A 17,361-nucleotide genomic window follows, 5' to 3' on the forward strand; every position below is an offset into this window, starting at 1 on the left:
GATTCCCCTCACTTCTTCCCCTCGTGTCATCACGGTGTTCGTACGATGAAAGTCATTCGACCGGGTCGAACATCACGTCGACCCAGTAGTTGTTGGTTGATGCATTCGTCGGGAACTCCCGCGAATAGATCCAGGCACTGCCGCTCGCCGGGACCGTGAAATGTCCTGTGGTCGTCTCGGCGGCGAGCGTCCCGATGTCCAGGGCATATCGTCCGAACGGGCTGTACAGACCCACGCGATACTCGACACCCGGGTCGAGGACGACGGGAGTGGCGAAGGCGGCCGTCTGCCAGCCGTCCGCCGTCTCGCTCGTGAACTCGACTTCCGCGAGCTTCGTTCCGTCGGCGTTCCACAGGTAGCCGGTGTGCTGGCTCGTGTTCGTGCCTTTGTAGAACCGGACGCCGGTGGCCTCCCCCGCGGAGTCGACGGTGAACCTCGTCGCGACCTGCACGCCGTCGGGGTCGTTCCACCACGGCGTCTGCGGCGTGGCATCGCCGAAGATGGTCGTCACATCCACGGTCTGCGGCGCGTCAGTGGTCGTGAAGCTCCAGGTCGGATCGGTGATCGTCACGCCCTCGGCGGCCACCGTGGCGGTGTAGGTCTTCGACCAGTCAAGCGGCTCCGCAGGCGTGAACGTCACTGTTCGCGTCGCGGAGTCGTAGGTCGATTCACCCGCGACCGGGGCCGCACCCGCGAGAAGCGACAGCGTCGCCGACGGCACATCGGATGCCAGGACAGCGGTCACCGTGGTCGTCGGTGCGACGTCACCCTCGTTGACGACCGGCGTCTTCGTCGAGACGACGACCGCGGGCGCCGGCTCCGGCGTCGGAGTCGGATCCGGAGTCGGTGTCGGATCCGGGGTCGGTGTCGGATCCGGGGTCGGCGTCGGCGTCGGTGTCGGCACCGGAGTCGGGTCCGGAGTGGGGGTCGGCGTCGGGGCCGGTGATCCCGAACCGAACACGATCTCGGCATCCACGAAGTACGCCGACGAGTTCCACGAACCGGTCGGGAACCCGCCTTCCGGCCCGTACGCGAACCGGCCGTTCGCACCGCCGGGAGCAGTGATCGATCCGCTGGTCCTGGCCGATGTGAAGTACGCCGACGATATTGCGTAATGCCCGTTCGGGGCCAGATACGAGACCACGTACGTGCTGCCCGGCGAGACCTGCACCGGCGACGAGAGCGCAGCACGCTGCCACCCCGATGCGGTCTCGTTCTCGAATGCGACCGTGGCGAGTACGTCTCCGGCTTCATCCCAGAGGTTGCCGATGTGTGCGCCGGTGTTCGCCGTTCCCTTGTAGAAGCGGATCGCCGTCACCTGACCGGCGCGCGCCACGGTGAAGGCCGTGCCGACTTCGACGGAATCCGAATCCGAGGCGGACGCGATGTCGGGCGTCGCCTCACCGAAGATGGTGTCCGTCGCCCCGGGTAGCTCCGGCTCGATCGTGGTGAACTGCCAGACGTCGAGCTGCTGACCGCCGAGCCGCACGACCGCGGTGTACGTCGTGGCAAGTGCGAGATCCGCCGCGGGCGTGAACCTGATCGTCTTGGTCGCCTGGTCATAAGAGGTCGATCCGGCGACCGCTGCTCCACCCGCCGAAAGCGTGATCGTGGGCGCGGGCGCGTCCTGGCTCAGCTCGGCTGTGACCTCAGCGGTGACGGCGACGTCAGTGCCGGTGGGGGTCTTCGCAGCGACAGCGACCGCGGGTTCGGTTGCGGTACCGGCGATGAAGTCGACGTCCACGAAGTAGTTCGAAGCGCCGAACGTCGATGTCGGCATCGTCCCGCCGCCGCCGTAGCGGAAGGTGCCGTTGACCGCAGCATCCGCCGTCAGTGGACCGCTGGTCTTCGCAGTGGAGAAGTAGCCGCCGGCCGTGACATACCGCCCCTGTGGAGACAGGTACGAGACGGTGTACTTCTGGCCTGCGACGATCGCGACGGGAGCCGACAGAACGGCCCGCTGCCATCCGGATGCAGTCTCGTTCTGGAAGACCACGCTCGCGAGCGCCTGACCCGTCGAAGACCACAGCGTGCCCGTGTGAGCGCCTGTGTCCCCGGCTGCCTTGAAGAAACGCAGTGCGGTCACCCGACCGGGTACCGAACTCTGGAACGACATCCCGAGTTCGACCGACGCCGCGTCGTTCGCCGGTGCAGCGGACGGCGAACCGCTGCCGAAGAAGTTGTACACGGTCGTCGCGGGATCCATCTCGACGGTGAACGCCCAGCTCCGGTCGGATCCGTCTCCGGATGCGCCGCTGACATCGCTGATCGTGACCGTGACGGCGGCTCCGTACGGCAGTGATTCGGCGGGGTCGAAGGTCATCGTCTTCGCATCGCTCGAGACGGTGACTGTGCCGTCGACGACATCTCCGTCCGCCGTGACCCCGACAGTCGGGGCCCCCGAGAGGGCCTCGTTGAAGGTGGCCGCGATCGAGACACCGCGGTCGACGCCGGTGGCCCCGGGGGCGGGAGTGATCGAGGTTGTGACCGGACCGACGATCGTGGTCTCGAAGACGATGTCGACGAAGAAGCTCGTGGTGCTGGTCTGCGTCGGGATCCCCTCGCCGTAGGTGAAGGTCCCGCCGTTGGCCGGCACCGAGATCGGGCCGTGAGAATATCCGTCGGCGAATGCCGATGGCGTCACCGCGTAGTGCCCGTTCGGTGCCTTGTACGACACGATGTACTCGGTGCCTGGCTGCAATGCGATGGGCGTGGCGAACGTCGCGGTCTGCCACCCCGATGTCGTCTCATCGCTGAACGTCACCTCGCCGAGCGGCTCCCCTGCCGCCGTCCAGAGTGCGCCGATGTGGGTGCCGTTGTTGCCGAGGCCCTTGTAGAACCGCACCGCGGTCACGAGCCCCGGCTCAGACACGGTCAACCGTGTTCCCAGCGTGACCGAGTCCGGGTCCGCATCGGCGGACATCAGGGGTCGATCGAGGTCGGTGTAGATCGAGCAAGGGCACTGCCCCTCGGGCACGACAGGTGCAGCGGTCGTGAACGTCCAGGCACCGCCTGCGTCGAAGTCCACTCCTGTCGGAGGCGTCGCGGTGACGGTGACGGTGTACTTCGTCATCGCATCGAACTCTGCCGCGGGCGCGAACCGCACGGTGCGGGTCGCCGCGTCGTACGAGCTCGTGCCATCGACGGCTGCACCGGCAGCATCCTTCACCGCAAGCTGCGCGGAGACCACGTCAGCGGTGAAGACCGCGGTGACGTCGGTGTCCGTCGGGGCACTCGAGCTGCCTGCGGCAGGCTCACGCGCGGCGATCCGCACCGTCGAGTCGAGCACGGAGTCGAAGATCACGTCGACGTAGTAGTTCGAATCGCCCCAGGTGTTCGTGGGGAACGAACCGGCGTGGCCGTAGAGGCCTGGGCTGGCCGACCCGACGCCAGAGGTGACGGTCACCGGCGACGAGGATTGCGCGAGGTACGGCCAGAAGTTGTCGACGTACGCGTACCCGCCCTGCGGCGCTGTGTATGAGACCACGTACTCGGTGCCGGCGGAGACTTCGACCGGCGTGCTGAAGAGGGCGGACTGCCATCCTGTCGCGGTCTCGCCGACGAACGTCACACTGGCGAGCTGCTCGCTGTCGTTCGACCAGAGAGATCCGGTGTGCGTGCCGACGTTGCGGCTTCCTTTGTAGAACCGGACGCCAGTGACATATCCATCGGCTGCCGGTGTAAAACGCAGGCCGAGCTCCACGGGCTGCGTATCGTCCGATGAGGCGAGTGTCGGCACCGCCTCGCCGTGGGCGGAGTACGGCCCGGCGACCGCGACGCTGCGGGTGGTTCCCGCGGCGGAGTAGTTCGCGCTGTCGTCGATGGCGCGCGCGATGACAGTCGCCTGGCCGGCCCCCTGCTGAATGTAGGAGTAGGTCCAGTTCGTCGTGCCCTGGGCAGGGTGCCATGAGCTGCCGCCGTCGGTGGACACCTCCACACCCGCGACCCTGCCTCCGGCATCCGTCGCAGTGCCGGTCGCAGTGACGCGAGTGCCGTGGGGGATCTGCTCCCCCTCGGTCGGTGACGTGATCACGGTCGTCGGCGCTGCCGTATCGGTACTCTTCGACGCAGCGGTGAGTCCTTCCATGAGTGTGGCGGGCTGCGCGTCCATGTCGGCGAGGAGGTTGACCTGCGCCTGCTGCATGCGCGGATCCGCGGCAGGACGCGACACGTCGTGCGTGCTGTCGAGCCCCCAGCCCCACTGCACGCTGCCGGCCGAGAAGACCAGGGCGCCGCTCGGCGCACGATAGAGCGTGATGTGGTGCTCTGTCGTACCGGCCGTCACCGTATTGCCGTAGTCACGAAGGTACTGAGGTGTGCCGCCGATCATGGTCGACAGACGGATGAGGCCCTCCGGCCGGAAGCCGTTGTCGATGTCTTCGTTGGACTCGTAGCCCACGGTCTGATCGCCCAGCGGCTCGGACTGCCCTTCGGGAATCGAGTCGAGCCCGGTGTTGCGCCAGAGGCGCATGTCTCCCTCTTCGGAGGTGACGGTGACGGGGTACGAGACGTCGTTGACCATGTACATGGTTCCGGTGAGCGCGTTCTCGGGAAGATGCCCGCCCTGTGCGGCGTCGGCGAATCGCGGGTCGCGCCAGGTGCCGGTCCACTCCGGCGAGGTGTCGTCGATCTTGCCGTTGCCCCAGGTCTCCTTGTACGAGACGAGCGTGCGGTAGGCCGTTGCCGATTCGTCCGCGGAGGTCTCGTAGCGGGTGCGCCAGTAGCCCTCGTTGCCGGTGAGGAACTGCATGTTGACCCCGGCGTCCCTGGCGGCCTCCATATTGGCGCGCTGGGCGCCAGACCAGTACTCGTCGTGCCCGACCGAGAGGAAGACGTCATGATTCAAGAGCTCGCTGCCTCGGCGGTCGGTGTCGACACCGGCGATGTAGCTCATGTCATAGCCGTTGCGCTCCAGGAACCGCACTGTGGCGTATTCCGCGCTGAAGTAGAAGTCGCGGGCCTCTGTTCCGCCCCGCGTCGCGAACGGCCGGTTGTAACTGATCTTGTACGCGCGTCCGTTGGCCGCCCCCTGGTAGAAGTCGGAGCCGCCGTACGTGTTGTACGCGTGCCACGTCGGGTCGGAGGTCTGGAAGACGATGTCGGAGGTGTTGCCGTCGTGGCGGACGATGAAGGTGATGTGACTCGCCCCACCGGTGTCCGCACGGGTCAGCTTCGCGACGTAGACGCCCGAGACGGCGTCGGCCGGCACATTCCACGACGCCGAGACGTGCCAGGTGCCGCAGTCGTACAATTCGGTCGCGATGTCAGAGATGCACTCGGGCTGGTCCTGCGGAAGAGCGGCCGACGGTGTGACCGAATCGATCTTGCGTGCACCGAGGCCCTGGTACCAGCCGGTGCGATAGACGTCGATCGAGTAGGCCGCGGCATCCGTGTCGATCTTGAAGTCGATGCGCTGACCGATGTTGACCGAGATGTCAGTCGCGAAACCCTGGATCGTCGGGTCGCCCGCACCCGTGATGTCCCAGATCTCCGGCTCGGTGCCCTGCTTCGAGTTCTCGCAGACGATCTGGTTGATGTCCGCACCGCACGACGAGCCACCGGCCGCCACAGCGTGTGTCGGGAGGGTCGCGAGTCCGCTCGCAACAACCGCAAAAACTGTCGCCAACGCAGCCGAAAGTCGCCCCACACGGTGCGCGGACTTCGTACGGCGAACGGATGTGTTCCCCATGCTCCCCAGTTTCCCCAGTTCGATCGCTGCGCTCACACACGCGACCCATACGATCTGCGCGCCTTCACCGCTCATCCCCAGAACGAGCGGACGCAGCAAACCGTCCCGAGCGTTACTATAGCGGCCAGGTCGCTCGGCGTCACCTATTTTTTCTGGAGGCACTCCGAGCCCTGTGCAGCGGCGCATCCGTGAGGAGCAGCCGATCCGAGATGAGCCTGGAGGCCGTATGAGCGTTGCAGAATCAGCCAGCATCCGATCGACGGCCGATGTCGACGAGGGTGCGTCGATAGGCAGCGACTCCCGTGTCTGGCATCTCGCCCAGGTGCGCGAGGGCGCGCAGATCGGTGCCGGCTGCAACATCGGACGCGGTGCCTACATCGGACCGGACGTCGTGCTCGGCGACAACTGCAAGATCCAGAACTATGCGCTGATCTATGAGCCCGCCCGTTTGGCGAACGGCGTGTTCGTCGGCCCCGCGGCCGTGCTGACCAACGACGAGTTCCCGCGCGCGGTGAACCCTGACGGGTCGGCGAAGTCGGCAGATGACTGGCACGCCGTCGGCGTGACGATCGAGGAGGGTGCGTCCATCGGCGGCCGCGCCGTGTGCATCGCCCCGGTGACGATCGGGGCATGGGCGCTGGTCGCCGCCGGTGCGGTCGTCACCAAGGATGTGCCGGCGCACGCGCTCGTCGTCGGGGTACCGGCACGTCGCGTTGGGTGGGTCGGACGCGCTGGCCGCCCGCTGGTTCGCGAAGCCGAGGAGTGGGTGTGCCAGGAGACCGGCGAGCGCTACAGGGAAGACGGCGAGACGCTGCACCTCGTTCAATGAGCTGATGCCCTCTGTCGGACCGCTCGCCGTTCGGCTACGCTGTGCGGAGCGGGACAGCTCTGGGAAGCCGTGCCGCAGGGGAGAACGCATTCTGGGGAGTGCGTATCACGAAACTGGGGAGTTTCATGAAGGGGATCATTCTTGCTGGGGGCTCTGGTACCCGGCTGCATCCGATCACGCTGGGCGTCTCGAAACAGCTGGTGCCGGTGTACGACAAGCCGATGGTGTATTACCCGCTGTCGACGCTGATGCTGGCCGGTATCGACGACATCCTCGTGATCACCACGCCGCACGATGCGGCGCATTTCGAGCGGTTGCTCGGCGACGGGTCGCAGTTCGGGATCAGCATCCGGTTCGCGCAGCAGGAGTCGCCGGACGGCCTGGCGCAGGCATTCACGATCGGCGCGGACTTCATCGGCGATGATCCGGTCGCTCTCGTCCTCGGCGACAACCTGCTGTACGGGCAGGGACTCGGCACACAGCTCACGCGATTCTCCGAGATCGACGGGGGCGCGATCTTCGCATACTGGGTCGCCGAACCGCAGGCGTACGGCGTCGTCGAATTCGACGGCGCAGGAACGGCGGTGTCTCTGGAGGAGAAGCCTGCCTCGCCGAAGAGCAACTACGCCGTGCCAGGTCTCTACTTCTACGACAACGACGTCGTCGGGATCGCCCGTGGGCTGCAGCCGAGCGCGCGCGGCGAGTACGAGATCACCGACGTGAACCGCGAGTACCTGGGCCGCGGCAAGCTGCAGGTCGAGGTGCTCCCCCGGGGGACGGCATGGCTCGACACCGGAACGTTCGATCAGATGACGGATGCCGCCGACTACGTCCGCACCATGGAACGACGCACCGGCATGAAGATCGGCGTGCCCGAAGAGGTCGCATGGCGGCAGGGATTCCTCGATGACGACGGGCTGCGCTCTCGTGGGGAGCAGCTGGTGAAGTCGGGATACGGCAAGTACCTGCTCGAGCTGCTCGAGCGGGGTGAGCGATGAGGCTGCTGGTCACCGGCGGCGCCGGGTTCATCGGATCGAACTTCGTGCACCACGTGGTGGCGAACACCGATGACCACGTCACAGTGCTCGATGCGCTGACGTATGCGGGCAATCGTGCGTCGTTGGCCGGCGTGCCGGCGGATCGGTTGACGTTCGTGCATGGCGACATCACGGATGCTGCGCTCGTCTCATCGCTGTTCGCGAAAGCGGATGCTGTCGTGCACTACGCGGCCGAGTCGCACAACGACAATTCGCTGGATGATCCGCGACCCTTCGTGGACACGAACATCGTGGGGACGTACACGCTGCTGGAGGCCGCGCGTCGTCACGGGGTCCGTTTCCACCACATCTCCACTGATGAGGTGTACGGCGATCTGGAGCTCGACGACCCCGAGCGGTTCACGGAGTCGACCCCTTACACCCCTTCGTCGCCGTATTCGTCGACGAAAGCCGGATCCGATCTGCTCGTACGGGCATGGATCCGCTCGTTCGGTGTGCAGGCGACGATCTCGAACTGCTCGAACAACTACGGGCCGTACCAGCACGTCGAGAAGTTCATCCCCCGCCAGATCACGAACGTGATCCGCGGCATCCGCCCCAAGCTCTACGGCGCGGGTCAGAACGTGCGCGACTGGATCCACGCCGATGATCATTCCTCGGCCGTGCTCACCATTCTCGACAAGGGCGTGATCGGTGAGACGTACCTGATCGGCGCCGACGGGGAGAGGAACAACAGGGACGTCGTCGAGTTGATCCTCACGCTGATGGATCAGCCCTCCGATGCATACGACCAGGTAACCGATCGCGTCGGGCACGACCTGCGCTACGCGATCGACTCGTCCAAGCTGCGCCGCGAACTCGGCTGGACTCCCGCGTACAGTGATTTCGAGCAGGGGCTGTCGGCGACGATCGACTGGTATAGGGCCAATGAAGAGTGGTGGGCGCCCGCGAAGGACGCCACCGAAGCGATCTATGCGGGGAAGGGCCAGTGAGCGACATCGTCGGCAAGAATCTGCAGCGGATCGAGACGCCGATCCCTGGGCTGGTGCTGTTGGAGCTGCCCGTGCGCGGGGATTCCCGCGGCTGGTTCAAGGAGAACTGGCAGCGGGAGAAGATGACCGCCCTCGGCCTGCCCGATTTCGGGCCGGTCCAGAACAACATCTCCTTCAATGACGCGACCGGAACGACCCGCGGCATCCATGCAGAGCCGTGGGACAAGTGGGTCTCGGTCGCCACTGGGCGCATCTTCGGTGCCTGGGTCGATCTCCGCGAGGGCCCCACATTCGGTGCGGTGTTCACCGCCGAGATCGACCCTTCGCGGGCGATCTTCGTGCCCCGCGGCGTCGGCAATTCGTACCAGACGCTGCAGCCGAACACCGCGTACACATACCTCGTCAACGACCACTGGTCGCCGGACGTCGACTACGCATTCCTGAACCTCGCCGACGAGACCGCCGCGATCGACTGGCCCATCCCGCTGAGCGATGTCGAGGTCTCCGAGAAGGACAGAGCCCACCCGCGGCTCGCCGATGTCACCCCGATCCCACCGCGACGGATGCTGGTGACCGGTGCCGACGGGCAGGTCGGGCGCGCCCTTCACGCGCTCTACGGCGACGCCCCGCACATCGAGTACGTCACCCGCGCCGATCTCGACATCACCGACCCGAACCTTGCGACCGCACGGCGCTGGCGTGACTACGGCACCATCATCAACGGCGCCGCCTACACTGCGGTCGACGCGGCAGAGACGTCCGAGGGGCGCGCTGCGGCATGGGCCGTGAACGCCACAGCTCCCGCTCGCCTCGCCAGGATCGCCGCCGAACACGGCATCACTCTCGTGCACATCTCCAGCGACTACGTCTTCGACGGAGCCTCCCTGCAGCCGTACACCGAGACGTCGCCGTACAGCCCGCTGAGCGTCTACGGACAGACCAAGGCCGCCGGCGATCTCGCCGCCGCCACCGCGCCACGGCACTACATCGTCCGCACCTCATGGGTCATCGGCGACGGCAAGAACTTCGTGCGCACGATGGCCGCGCTCGCCGAACGCGGCATCAACCCGAACGTCGTCGAAGACCAGATCGGACGGCTCACCTTCGCCGACGACCTCGCCGCGGGCATCCATCACCTGCTCGACACCCAGGCGCCCCACGGCATCTACAACCTCACAGGGTCGGGGCCGGCGCGCACCTGGGTGGACATCGCCCGCGACATCTACCACCGCACCGGGCACGACTCCGCCCGCATCACGCCGGTGAGCACCGACGTGTACTTCGCGTCAGCGTCCGGACCGATCGCCCCACGACCGCGCAACAGTCTGCTCGATCTGGCCAGGATCACTGAAGTCGGATTCGCTCCGCGCGACCCGGCCGATGCGCTCGGCGACTATCTCGCTAAAGCGCGAGCCGCTCCTTGACCACGTCGGCCAGGCGCTGCGCGTAGGACTGCGCTGACTCGGCGTCCGCCGCCTCGACCATCACGCGAACGAGCTGTTCGGTGCCGGACTTGCGCAGCAGCACGCGTCCGGTGTCGCCGAGTTCTGCCTCGACAGCGGCGACAGCACTCTGCACGCCTTCGTCGTCGGCGCAGCGATCCTTGTCGACGTCGCGCACGTTGATGAGAACCTGCGGGAACACGGTCATGACCGAAGCCAGCTCGGCGATCGTCTTCTTCTGGCGCGCCATCTCGGCGACCAGGTGCAGCCCTGTGAGCACGCCGTCGCCGGTGGTCGCGAACTCGCTCATGATCACGTGGCCGGACTGCTCGCCACCGAGCGCGTAGCCGCCGGCGTTCATGTCTTCCAGCACGTAGCGGTCGCCGACACCGGTCTGTCGCACGGTGATGCCGTTCTCCTGCATCGCCCTGTGCAGACCGAGGTTGCTCATCACCGTCGCGACGAGCGTGTTGTCGGTGAGGTGTCCTCGGTCCTTCATCGCCACCGCGAGGATCGCCATGATCTGGTCGCCGTCGATGATGTTGCCGTCGGCATCCACTGCGAGGCAGCGGTCCGCGTCGCCGTCGTGGGCGATGCCGATGTCGGCGCCGAGACGCACGACGGCTTCTGCGAGCTTGTCGAGGTGCGTCGAACCGACGCCGTCATTGATGTTGATGCCGTCGGGTTCTGCACCCATGACGGTCACGTGCGCGCCCGCGTCGTTGAACGTCTCAGGCGAGACTCCGGATGCTGCGCCGTGGGCGCAGTCGAGCACCACATGGATGCCGTCCAGGCGGTGCGGCAGCGAACCGAGCAGGTGCAGCGCATAGCGGTCTTCTGCGTCGGAGAACCGCTCGATGCGCCCGACGGAGGAGCCGGTGGGCTGAAGCTTCTCCCCCGCCATCGCGGCTTCGATGCGCTGCTCGACCAGATCGGGGAGCTTCACACCGCCGCGGGCGAAGATCTTGATCCCGTTGTCCGGCGCGGGGTTGTGCGACGCGGACACCATGACGCCGAAGTCGGCATCGCGATCCGCGACGAGGAACGCCAGGGCCGGAGTGGGGATGACGCCGGCGTCGAGGACGTCGACACCGGACGCTGCGAGGCCGGCAGAGACTGCGGCCACGAGGAATTCACCGGAGATGCGCGGGTCGCGGGCGACGACGGCGGTGAGCCGCTTGCCCTCTGCCTTGCGTTCCTCTGCGGTGCGGCCCTGGCCCAGGACGACAGCAGTCGCCTGGGCCAGGGTGAGCGCGAGGTCGGCGGTGAGGATGCCGTTGGCAAGTCCTCGAACGCCGTCCGTGCCGAAAAGCGGCATCCGGGCTCTCGTGCTTAACGCTTCGAGTACTGAGGCGCCTTGCGGGCCTTCTTGAGACCAGCCTTCTTGCGCTCGATGACGCGAGCGTCACGAGAGAGGAAGCCGGCCTTCTTGAGCGTCGCGCGGTTGTTCTCCGCGTCGATGCCGTTCAGCGAACGGGCGATGCCGAGACGCAGCGCGCCGGCCTGGCCCGAGTCGCCGCCACCGGAGATGCGTGCGATGACGTCGTACGCGCCCTGGAGGTTCAGCACCGTGAACGGGTCGTTGATCAGCTGCTGGTGCAGCTTGTTCGGGAAGTAGTCCTCGAGCGTACGGCCGTTGACCGTGATGACGCCGGAGCCGGGGACCAGACGCACGCGGGCGATGGCCTGCTTGCGACGACCGACGGCTGCGCCGGGAACGTTGAGAACGGGGCGGGGAGCCGCCTCGGTCTCGACCGTCTCCGGGCTGGAGGTCGAGTAGTTCTGAGGGGTTTCGGTGGTGTCCTGAGTATCAGCCACGAGAATGTCCTTAGTAGTCTTAGCGGCGCTTACTGGGCGACCTGGTCGAGGGGGTACGTCTTGGGCTGCTGAGCTGCGTGCGGGTGCTCTGCACCGACGTACACCTTGAGCTTCGTCAGCTGCTGACGACCGAGGCTGTTCTTGGGGAGCATGCCGCGGACGGCCTTCTCGACAGCGCGGATCGGGTTCTTCTCGAGGAGCTCCTCGTAGGAGATCTTCGTGAGGCCGCCCGGGTAGCCCGAGTGGCGGTAAGCCATCTTCTTCTGGAGCTTCTGACCCGTCAGCGCGACCTTGTCGGCGTTGATGATGATGACGAAGTCACCCGAGTCGAGGTGGTTGGCGAAGGTGGCCTTGTGCTTGCCGCGCAGGAGCGCTGCGGCGTGCGAGGCGAGGCGACCGAGAACGACGTCATTGGCGTCGATGACGACCCAGTCACGCTGGATCTGCCCGGCCTTCGGGGTGTATGTGCGCGTCACGATAGTGCTGCTTTCTTGTTCGAACGGAGAGGTTCGTGAATCCCACTCCGGGGTGGTTTTTCCCTAAGGGGTAAAACACGCCAGTGGAGGGCTCACGTTCGTGGCACTCTGCAGTCGAGTACCAAAGGGATAGCCTACGGCAATTTCCCCAGAAGTGGGAATCCGTCCCGTCGTGGGTTTTCTTGTCGCGCGAGGTGTCGTGTCGCGGGAGGCGTCACGTCGCAGGGTGGCTTTTCGCACAAGGTGTCGTGTCGCAGGGTGTCTTTTCGCACAAGGTGTCACTGGATGCCGCTTCCGCTGCCCCAACCCGACCATCCGCGCCACCTCCCAGCGCGCCCCACCGACCCCGGTCGGGAGAAGTCGCGGGCGCAACTGCGTCTGCACAGTTCGCCGGAGCATCGGCTTCTCCCCCGAACGTGGAAATCGACATACGGAGCAGCGCCTCGTGCGTCATTGTGGCCGCATGCCGATGCATCCTCATCCTCTTCCGCCCGTGCTCGGCGGGCAGTTCACAGTGCACGACGCTGTCGCGAAGGGCTCGTCTCGACGTCGGATGCGTGCGAAAGACCTCACCGCGCCGTTCATCGGCGTTCGCCGTAGCGCCGATTTCACTCGGCAGCGCGCCGAGATCGACGAGGACGATCCGGGCCCTGACGCGGCGTTCAGACAAGTGAGGCGGAGGCTGCTCGACGATGCGCGCGCCTATGCGATGGTCATGCCTGAAGGCAGCTTCTTCTGCGGACGCACGGCAGCAGCTTTCGGCGGACTGCCGGTGTCGACGCCTCAGCTGCTCGATGTGGCTGTCATCGCTCCGCACCGCGCTCCGCGAGCGAAGGGGGTACGCGGGCGCAAAGTCGAGGGACATCTCGTAGCCGTCACCACTTTCGAGGGGTTGCCGGTGACGAGCCCGGTAGCGACGTGGGCGATGCTCGGCCAAGAACTCTCCGTACGCGAACTCGTGCAGGTCGGCGACGCTCTGGTGCAGATCCCGCGGGACGATTTCGGGCGGCAGCATCCGGAACGTGCCCTCGCAACGTTGAACGATCTGGCTGAGGCGACGGCGATGAGCCCTCGACGCCCGGGCACCCGGAAGTTGCGCGCGGCCTTGGAGCTTATCGAGGTGGGAAGTTCCTCACCGTTGGAGACCGACTACCGGGTGGGTGCAGCTGAGGTCGGCTTGCCGACCCCCGAGTTGGACGTTGAGATCTTCGACGAGAAGGAGAGACGTCTGGGCATCTCGGAGTTCTTCTATCGCGAGTACCGAGTGGTCGTCGAGGTCGAGGGCGATCAGCACCGCACTTCCAGACGGCAGTGGAATCGTGACATCGAGAAATATCAGGACTACGCAGGAGCGGGAATCGAGGTTGTGCGCTTGACGTCGAAGCACGTCCGGGGCCCGTACGCGACGGGCTTCGATGTCGTTGCGGCAGCGCTGCGCCGTCACGGCTGGACCGGCTGAAACGTGTTCATCTCACAGGGCGCGGAGGTGCGCAGGCCCCATCAGCTGCTTGACGTGTCGCAGATGGTCGTCAAACCGTCCCCCAAGCGACAATCCGTGACACCCCAGCCGGGGCCGCCGCTCGGGAGCCGCCACCCCGCCGCGCTCACTCCGGGAACGGAACGTGATGTGCACGGCCGGAGGGCGCGTGCGCGAAGTCCTTCTCGGCGCGGACTCGGTCCTTCTCCACGCGCTCCAGCGCGGTCTCCACCGAATCGGCGAACACGTCGCCTCCGGCCTCGCCCGGGTGGATGTCGTCGCCGGCGAGCAGCTCGGTGTGCGGCGCGATGGCACCCGACCAGTCCGCGACCCACACCGCGCGGTGGCTGTCGGCGAAAGCATCGAGCTCAGCGTTGACACCGGGGATCCAGTCGCGCGGCGCATGTGCGTTGACGAGGATCAGGTTGCGGTCCTTCCCTGTGACCTGCGACATCTGCTCAAGAACGTCCCGATCGACCGGACCGTTCGTGCCGAGCGCCACCACGACGTTGTCGCGCAGCTCTCCCCTCGCGGCGAGGTCGGTGAGGATGTCAGGCCCCGCCCAGACCGAGCGCGAGACCTCGGCATCGACGGCGATCCCGGGGAACTGCTCGTACAGCGACGGCGCAGACGCGAGCATCACCGAGTCACCGACAGCCGTGATCTCTGTGCCGTCGGGGATCTCGATCTGTTCCGGAGCATCCTCCGTTGCCTCTGGTGCAGCCTTCGCAGCATCCTTCACCGCCTGCTCCCCCGCAGCGATCGCCGCCGCAGCCGCTGTGGTGTTGGGGGCAGTCACGATCGCTGCCGCCGTTCCACCCATCGCGACCGCTCCCACGGCCAGGGCAGACACCCCCGCAAGCCGCATCATCGGACGCCCCGTGATCCGCAGCCACAGTGCGCGCCCCGTGCGGCGGAACCCGTACCGTCGCAGCGGCTGCTCGACGAAACGGTACGACAATGCCGCCGCCCCGACGGACAGCGCGAGCGCCGCCCCACCGATTGCGACCGGCACACCCACCTCGGGCCCGGTCCCTTGCATCGCGACCACGGCCAGGACGAGCACCGGCCAGTGCCATAGATAGATGCCATACGAGCGTTCGCCGATCCAGCGCAACGGCGCGACGTCGAGACCTCTTCCGAGCCACGAGCCCGGCCAGGTGCCGGCGAAGATCGTCAGCGCAGTGCCGACGGATGCGAGCACGAGCGCACCGGGGAAGGTCACGGCATCCTGCGTCTCCGGCAGAAGCGCGGCGACCAGCACCGCGCCCAGCCCGACGAGCCCGAAGAGCAGCGAACCGATCCGCGCGCCGGGGCGCAGCATCCATGCTCTTTCCGGCATGTTCGTCACGCCGAGCGAGAGTGCGATGCCGACCAGCAGCCCGAAGGCGTGCGAATCGGTGCCGAAGTACGCCCGAGTGACGTCTCCGTCGGCGACCAGAGTCGCCATCCACCACGCCGAACCGCCCGCGGCGATGAGGGTCAGCGCGACCCGCATCCATCGCCCGGGGATCAACAGCACGAGAGGCAGCAGCAGCGGCCACAGAACGTAGAACTGCTCTTCGACAGCGAGCGACCACACGTTGCGGAAGAGCTCAGGTGCGGTCGCGGTGAAGTAGTCGCTGCCCCCTGCGACCGCGAGCCAGTTGTAACTGAAGGTGGCGGCGCCCAGCACCTGACGCCCGATGCCGACGAGCACATCACCGCCCAGCATCCACGCCGCCGTCGCACACACCGTGACCACCACGGCGAGCGCGGGCAGCAGCCGACGGGCGCGTCGACGCCAGAAATCGAGCAGACGACGCGGCGATGCGATCCGCCCGTCCCGAGAGGAGCGCAGCAGGAGCGAGGTGATCAGGAAACCACTGATCACGAAGAACACATCGACGCCGACGAACCCCGACCGCACAGGCGACGACGGGAAGAGGTGATACGTCACGACGAGGATGACCGCCACCGCGCGCAGACCGTCCAGTCCCGCGAATCGTGTGGAAGGTGTCGTGGAAAGCGTCATGATGAGGAGGCGTATCGGCTCGCGGCCGAAGATTCCAGTCTAGGCTGGCCTTCGTGCGAATACGGCTTGACATCGCCTATGACGGCACCCAGTTCCGCGGGTGGGCGAAGCAGCCGCAGCTGCGCACTGTGCAGGGCACACTCGAGGCCGCACTCGCACGCATCGTCGGATCCGACGTGCAGTTCGTCGTCGCCGGACGAACGGATGCCGGGGTGCACGCCGCAGGCCAGGTCGCGCATGTCGATCTCGATGACGAGCAATGGTCGCGCATCCTCACTCGCCATGGACGCAGTTCGCACGACCCGGCAGGCTCCGTCGCCGGACGCATTCGCGGCGTGCTCGGCGCCTACTCCGATGTCACCGTGCATCGTTCGTCGATCGCTCCGGAAGGGTTCGACGCGCGTTTCTCCGCCGTCTGGCGTCGGTATCGGTACCGGCTCACGGATGACGTCGCAGGCTACGATCCGGCCAGACGGTTCGACACCACCAGCATCCGAGGTGAGCTCGATGTGGCGGCGATGGATGCTGCGGCGCAGAGCCTGATCGGCCTTCATGACTTCGCGGCGTACTGCAAACCGCGCGAGGGAGCGACGACCATTCGCACGCTCCTCGACTTCGGCTGGCGTCGCGACGCGGACGGGGTGCTCGTCGCCGAGGTGAAGGCGGACGCGTTCTGCCACAGCATGGTGCGTGCGCTGGTCGGAGGGTGCGTCGCCGTCGGAGAGCAGCGCCTCGACGTGGGTGATCTCGTGGTGCTGCGCGATGCGCTGGAGCGCACCAGCGAGTTCAAGGTGCTCGCGGCTCGCGGACTCACACTCACCGAAGTCGGATATCCCGCAGACGCCCTGCTCGGGGCACGCGCCGAGCAGACGCGCGCGCGACGAGACGGAGAAAACTCCGACTGATTCGACACCTCCGGCACAGGTGGACGCAGTAGCGTTGGCAGCGATGAAGGTGATCTCCTACAACCTGCGTAAGCATCGTGCGGCGACCGAGCTCAAGGAGCTCGTCACGGAGCACGAGCCTGACATCCTGTGTCTGCAGGAGTGCGACGTACAGGCCCTGCCTTCCGAGATCTCGGGGCTCGCGATGGCGGATGCGACGCAGGGAAATCGGCTCGGGCTGGCCATCTACTACCGGATGAACACCTTCCGCCTGCAGGAGATGCGCACCTTCGGGCTGAAGAAGTCGTTGCACGATCGCGTGCTGAAACCTGCGCATGAACGCGTGCTGGGCGCGCGTCTGCAGGACATCGACAACGGCCGCGAGCTGATCGTGGCGTCGTTCCACGCGGCGCCGCTCACAGCGCTGAACTCACTGCGACGCAACCAGATCCGCGCTGCGCTGACGGAGCTCGAATCGATGGGGCGCGGGGTTCCGGTGCTCATGGTCGGCGACTACAACTACCCCGTCTTCAAGGAGAACCTCGGTCAGACCGTCCGCGACCACGGCTACACGCTGACGCTCAGCGACGAGCGCACCTACACGCGTTACCGCGTGTTCAAGGGCCACTACGACTTCGCGACGTCGAACGGCTTCACGATCGACACGATCCAGACCCTGCCGCAGCGTTCGAGCGATCACCGCCCGATCCTCGTCACGGCCGCAGTGGACTGACGGCGCCCG

Annotated in this window: 12 protein-coding genes; 7 read left to right on the forward strand and 5 right to left on the reverse strand. The window is 66.5% G+C overall.

Going from position 1 to position 17,361, the window contains the following annotated elements:
- Nucleotides 1-52: 52 nt before the first annotated feature.
- The gene (locus ACP7AR_RS08875; RefSeq protein ID WP_426184837.1) at nucleotides 53-5,689 is read right to left on the reverse strand and encodes a DUF4082 domain-containing protein; all 5,637 of its coding nucleotides are present in this window, start codon (nucleotides 5,687-5,689) and stop codon (nucleotides 53-55) included.
- 226 nt (nucleotides 5,690-5,915) lie between these two features.
- Between ACP7AR_RS08875 and ACP7AR_RS08880 the strand changes: the two genes are divergently transcribed.
- The 4 genes from ACP7AR_RS08880 (at nucleotide 5,916) to ACP7AR_RS08895 (ending at nucleotide 9,932) form a co-directional block, all read left to right on the forward strand.
- The gene (locus ACP7AR_RS08880) at nucleotides 5,916-6,518 is read left to right on the forward strand and encodes an acyltransferase (protein ID WP_426184839.1); all 603 of its coding nucleotides are present in this window, start codon (nucleotides 5,916-5,918) and stop codon (nucleotides 6,516-6,518) included.
- A gap of 125 nt (nucleotides 6,519-6,643) precedes the next feature.
- Nucleotides 6,644-7,516, forward strand: coding sequence for a glucose-1-phosphate thymidylyltransferase RfbA (gene rfbA, locus ACP7AR_RS08885; RefSeq protein ID WP_426184841.1), 873 nt, complete (start codon nucleotides 6,644-6,646; stop codon nucleotides 7,514-7,516).
- Nucleotides 7,513-8,508: a dTDP-glucose 4,6-dehydratase gene (gene rfbB / locus ACP7AR_RS08890; protein WP_426184843.1), complete on the forward strand. Its 996-nt coding sequence runs from the start codon at nucleotides 7,513-7,515 to the stop codon at nucleotides 8,506-8,508. Before rfbA ends, rfbB begins: the two co-directional genes overlap by 4 nt.
- Entirely contained in the window at nucleotides 8,505-9,932 is a 1,428-nt protein-coding gene (locus ACP7AR_RS08895) for a sugar nucleotide-binding protein (protein WP_426184845.1), read from the forward strand. The genes rfbB and ACP7AR_RS08895 overlap by 4 nt, the downstream gene beginning before the upstream one ends.
- Here ACP7AR_RS08895 and glmM read toward each other — a convergent pair.
- The 3 genes from glmM to rplM are packed head-to-tail and all read right to left on the reverse strand — an operon-like array spanning nucleotide 9,910 to nucleotide 12,244.
- A complete protein-coding gene (glmM, locus tag ACP7AR_RS08900; RefSeq protein ID WP_426184847.1) occupies nucleotides 9,910-11,268 on the reverse strand; it encodes a phosphoglucosamine mutase in 1,359 nt (452 codons plus the stop codon). The genes ACP7AR_RS08895 and glmM overlap by 23 nt on opposite strands.
- A gap of 14 nt (nucleotides 11,269-11,282) precedes the next feature.
- A complete protein-coding gene (gene rpsI / locus ACP7AR_RS08905) occupies nucleotides 11,283-11,768 on the reverse strand; it encodes a 30S ribosomal protein S9 (RefSeq protein WP_426184849.1) in 486 nt (161 codons plus the stop codon).
- A 29-nt stretch (nucleotides 11,769-11,797) separates the two neighbouring features.
- Nucleotides 11,798-12,244 carry a 50S ribosomal protein L13 gene (gene rplM / locus ACP7AR_RS08910; RefSeq protein ID WP_426184851.1) on the reverse strand — a complete coding sequence of 149 codons (447 nt, stop codon included), beginning with the start codon at nucleotides 12,242-12,244 and terminating at the stop codon, nucleotides 11,798-11,800.
- Between the two features lie 463 nt (nucleotides 12,245-12,707).
- Between rplM and ACP7AR_RS08915 the strand changes: the two genes are divergently transcribed.
- Nucleotides 12,708-13,703 carry a hypothetical protein gene (locus ACP7AR_RS08915; protein ID WP_426184853.1) on the forward strand — a complete coding sequence of 332 codons (996 nt, stop codon included), beginning with the start codon at nucleotides 12,708-12,710 and terminating at the stop codon, nucleotides 13,701-13,703.
- A gap of 145 nt (nucleotides 13,704-13,848) precedes the next feature.
- On the opposite strand, the gene ACP7AR_RS08920 is transcribed toward ACP7AR_RS08915, so the two are convergent.
- Nucleotides 13,849-15,735, reverse strand: a complete 1,887-nt coding sequence (locus ACP7AR_RS08920) for an acyltransferase family protein (RefSeq protein ID WP_426184855.1) — start codon at nucleotides 15,733-15,735, stop codon at nucleotides 13,849-13,851.
- 53 nt (nucleotides 15,736-15,788) lie between these two features.
- Here ACP7AR_RS08920 and truA point away from each other — a divergent pair, with 53 nt between their 5' ends.
- Complete coding sequence (gene truA / locus ACP7AR_RS08925; RefSeq protein ID WP_426184857.1) at nucleotides 15,789-16,640, forward strand: tRNA pseudouridine(38-40) synthase TruA; 852 nt, start codon at nucleotides 15,789-15,791, stop codon at nucleotides 16,638-16,640.
- A 43-nt stretch (nucleotides 16,641-16,683) separates the two neighbouring features.
- A complete protein-coding gene (locus ACP7AR_RS08930; RefSeq protein ID WP_426184859.1) occupies nucleotides 16,684-17,352 on the forward strand; it encodes an endonuclease/exonuclease/phosphatase family protein in 669 nt (222 codons plus the stop codon).
- Nucleotides 17,353-17,361: the final 9 nt, after the last annotated feature.

It is taken from the genome of Microbacterium sp. TWP3-1-2b2 (assembly GCF_049896145.1).
Lineage (GTDB): Bacteria > Actinomycetota > Actinomycetes > Actinomycetales > Microbacteriaceae > Microbacterium.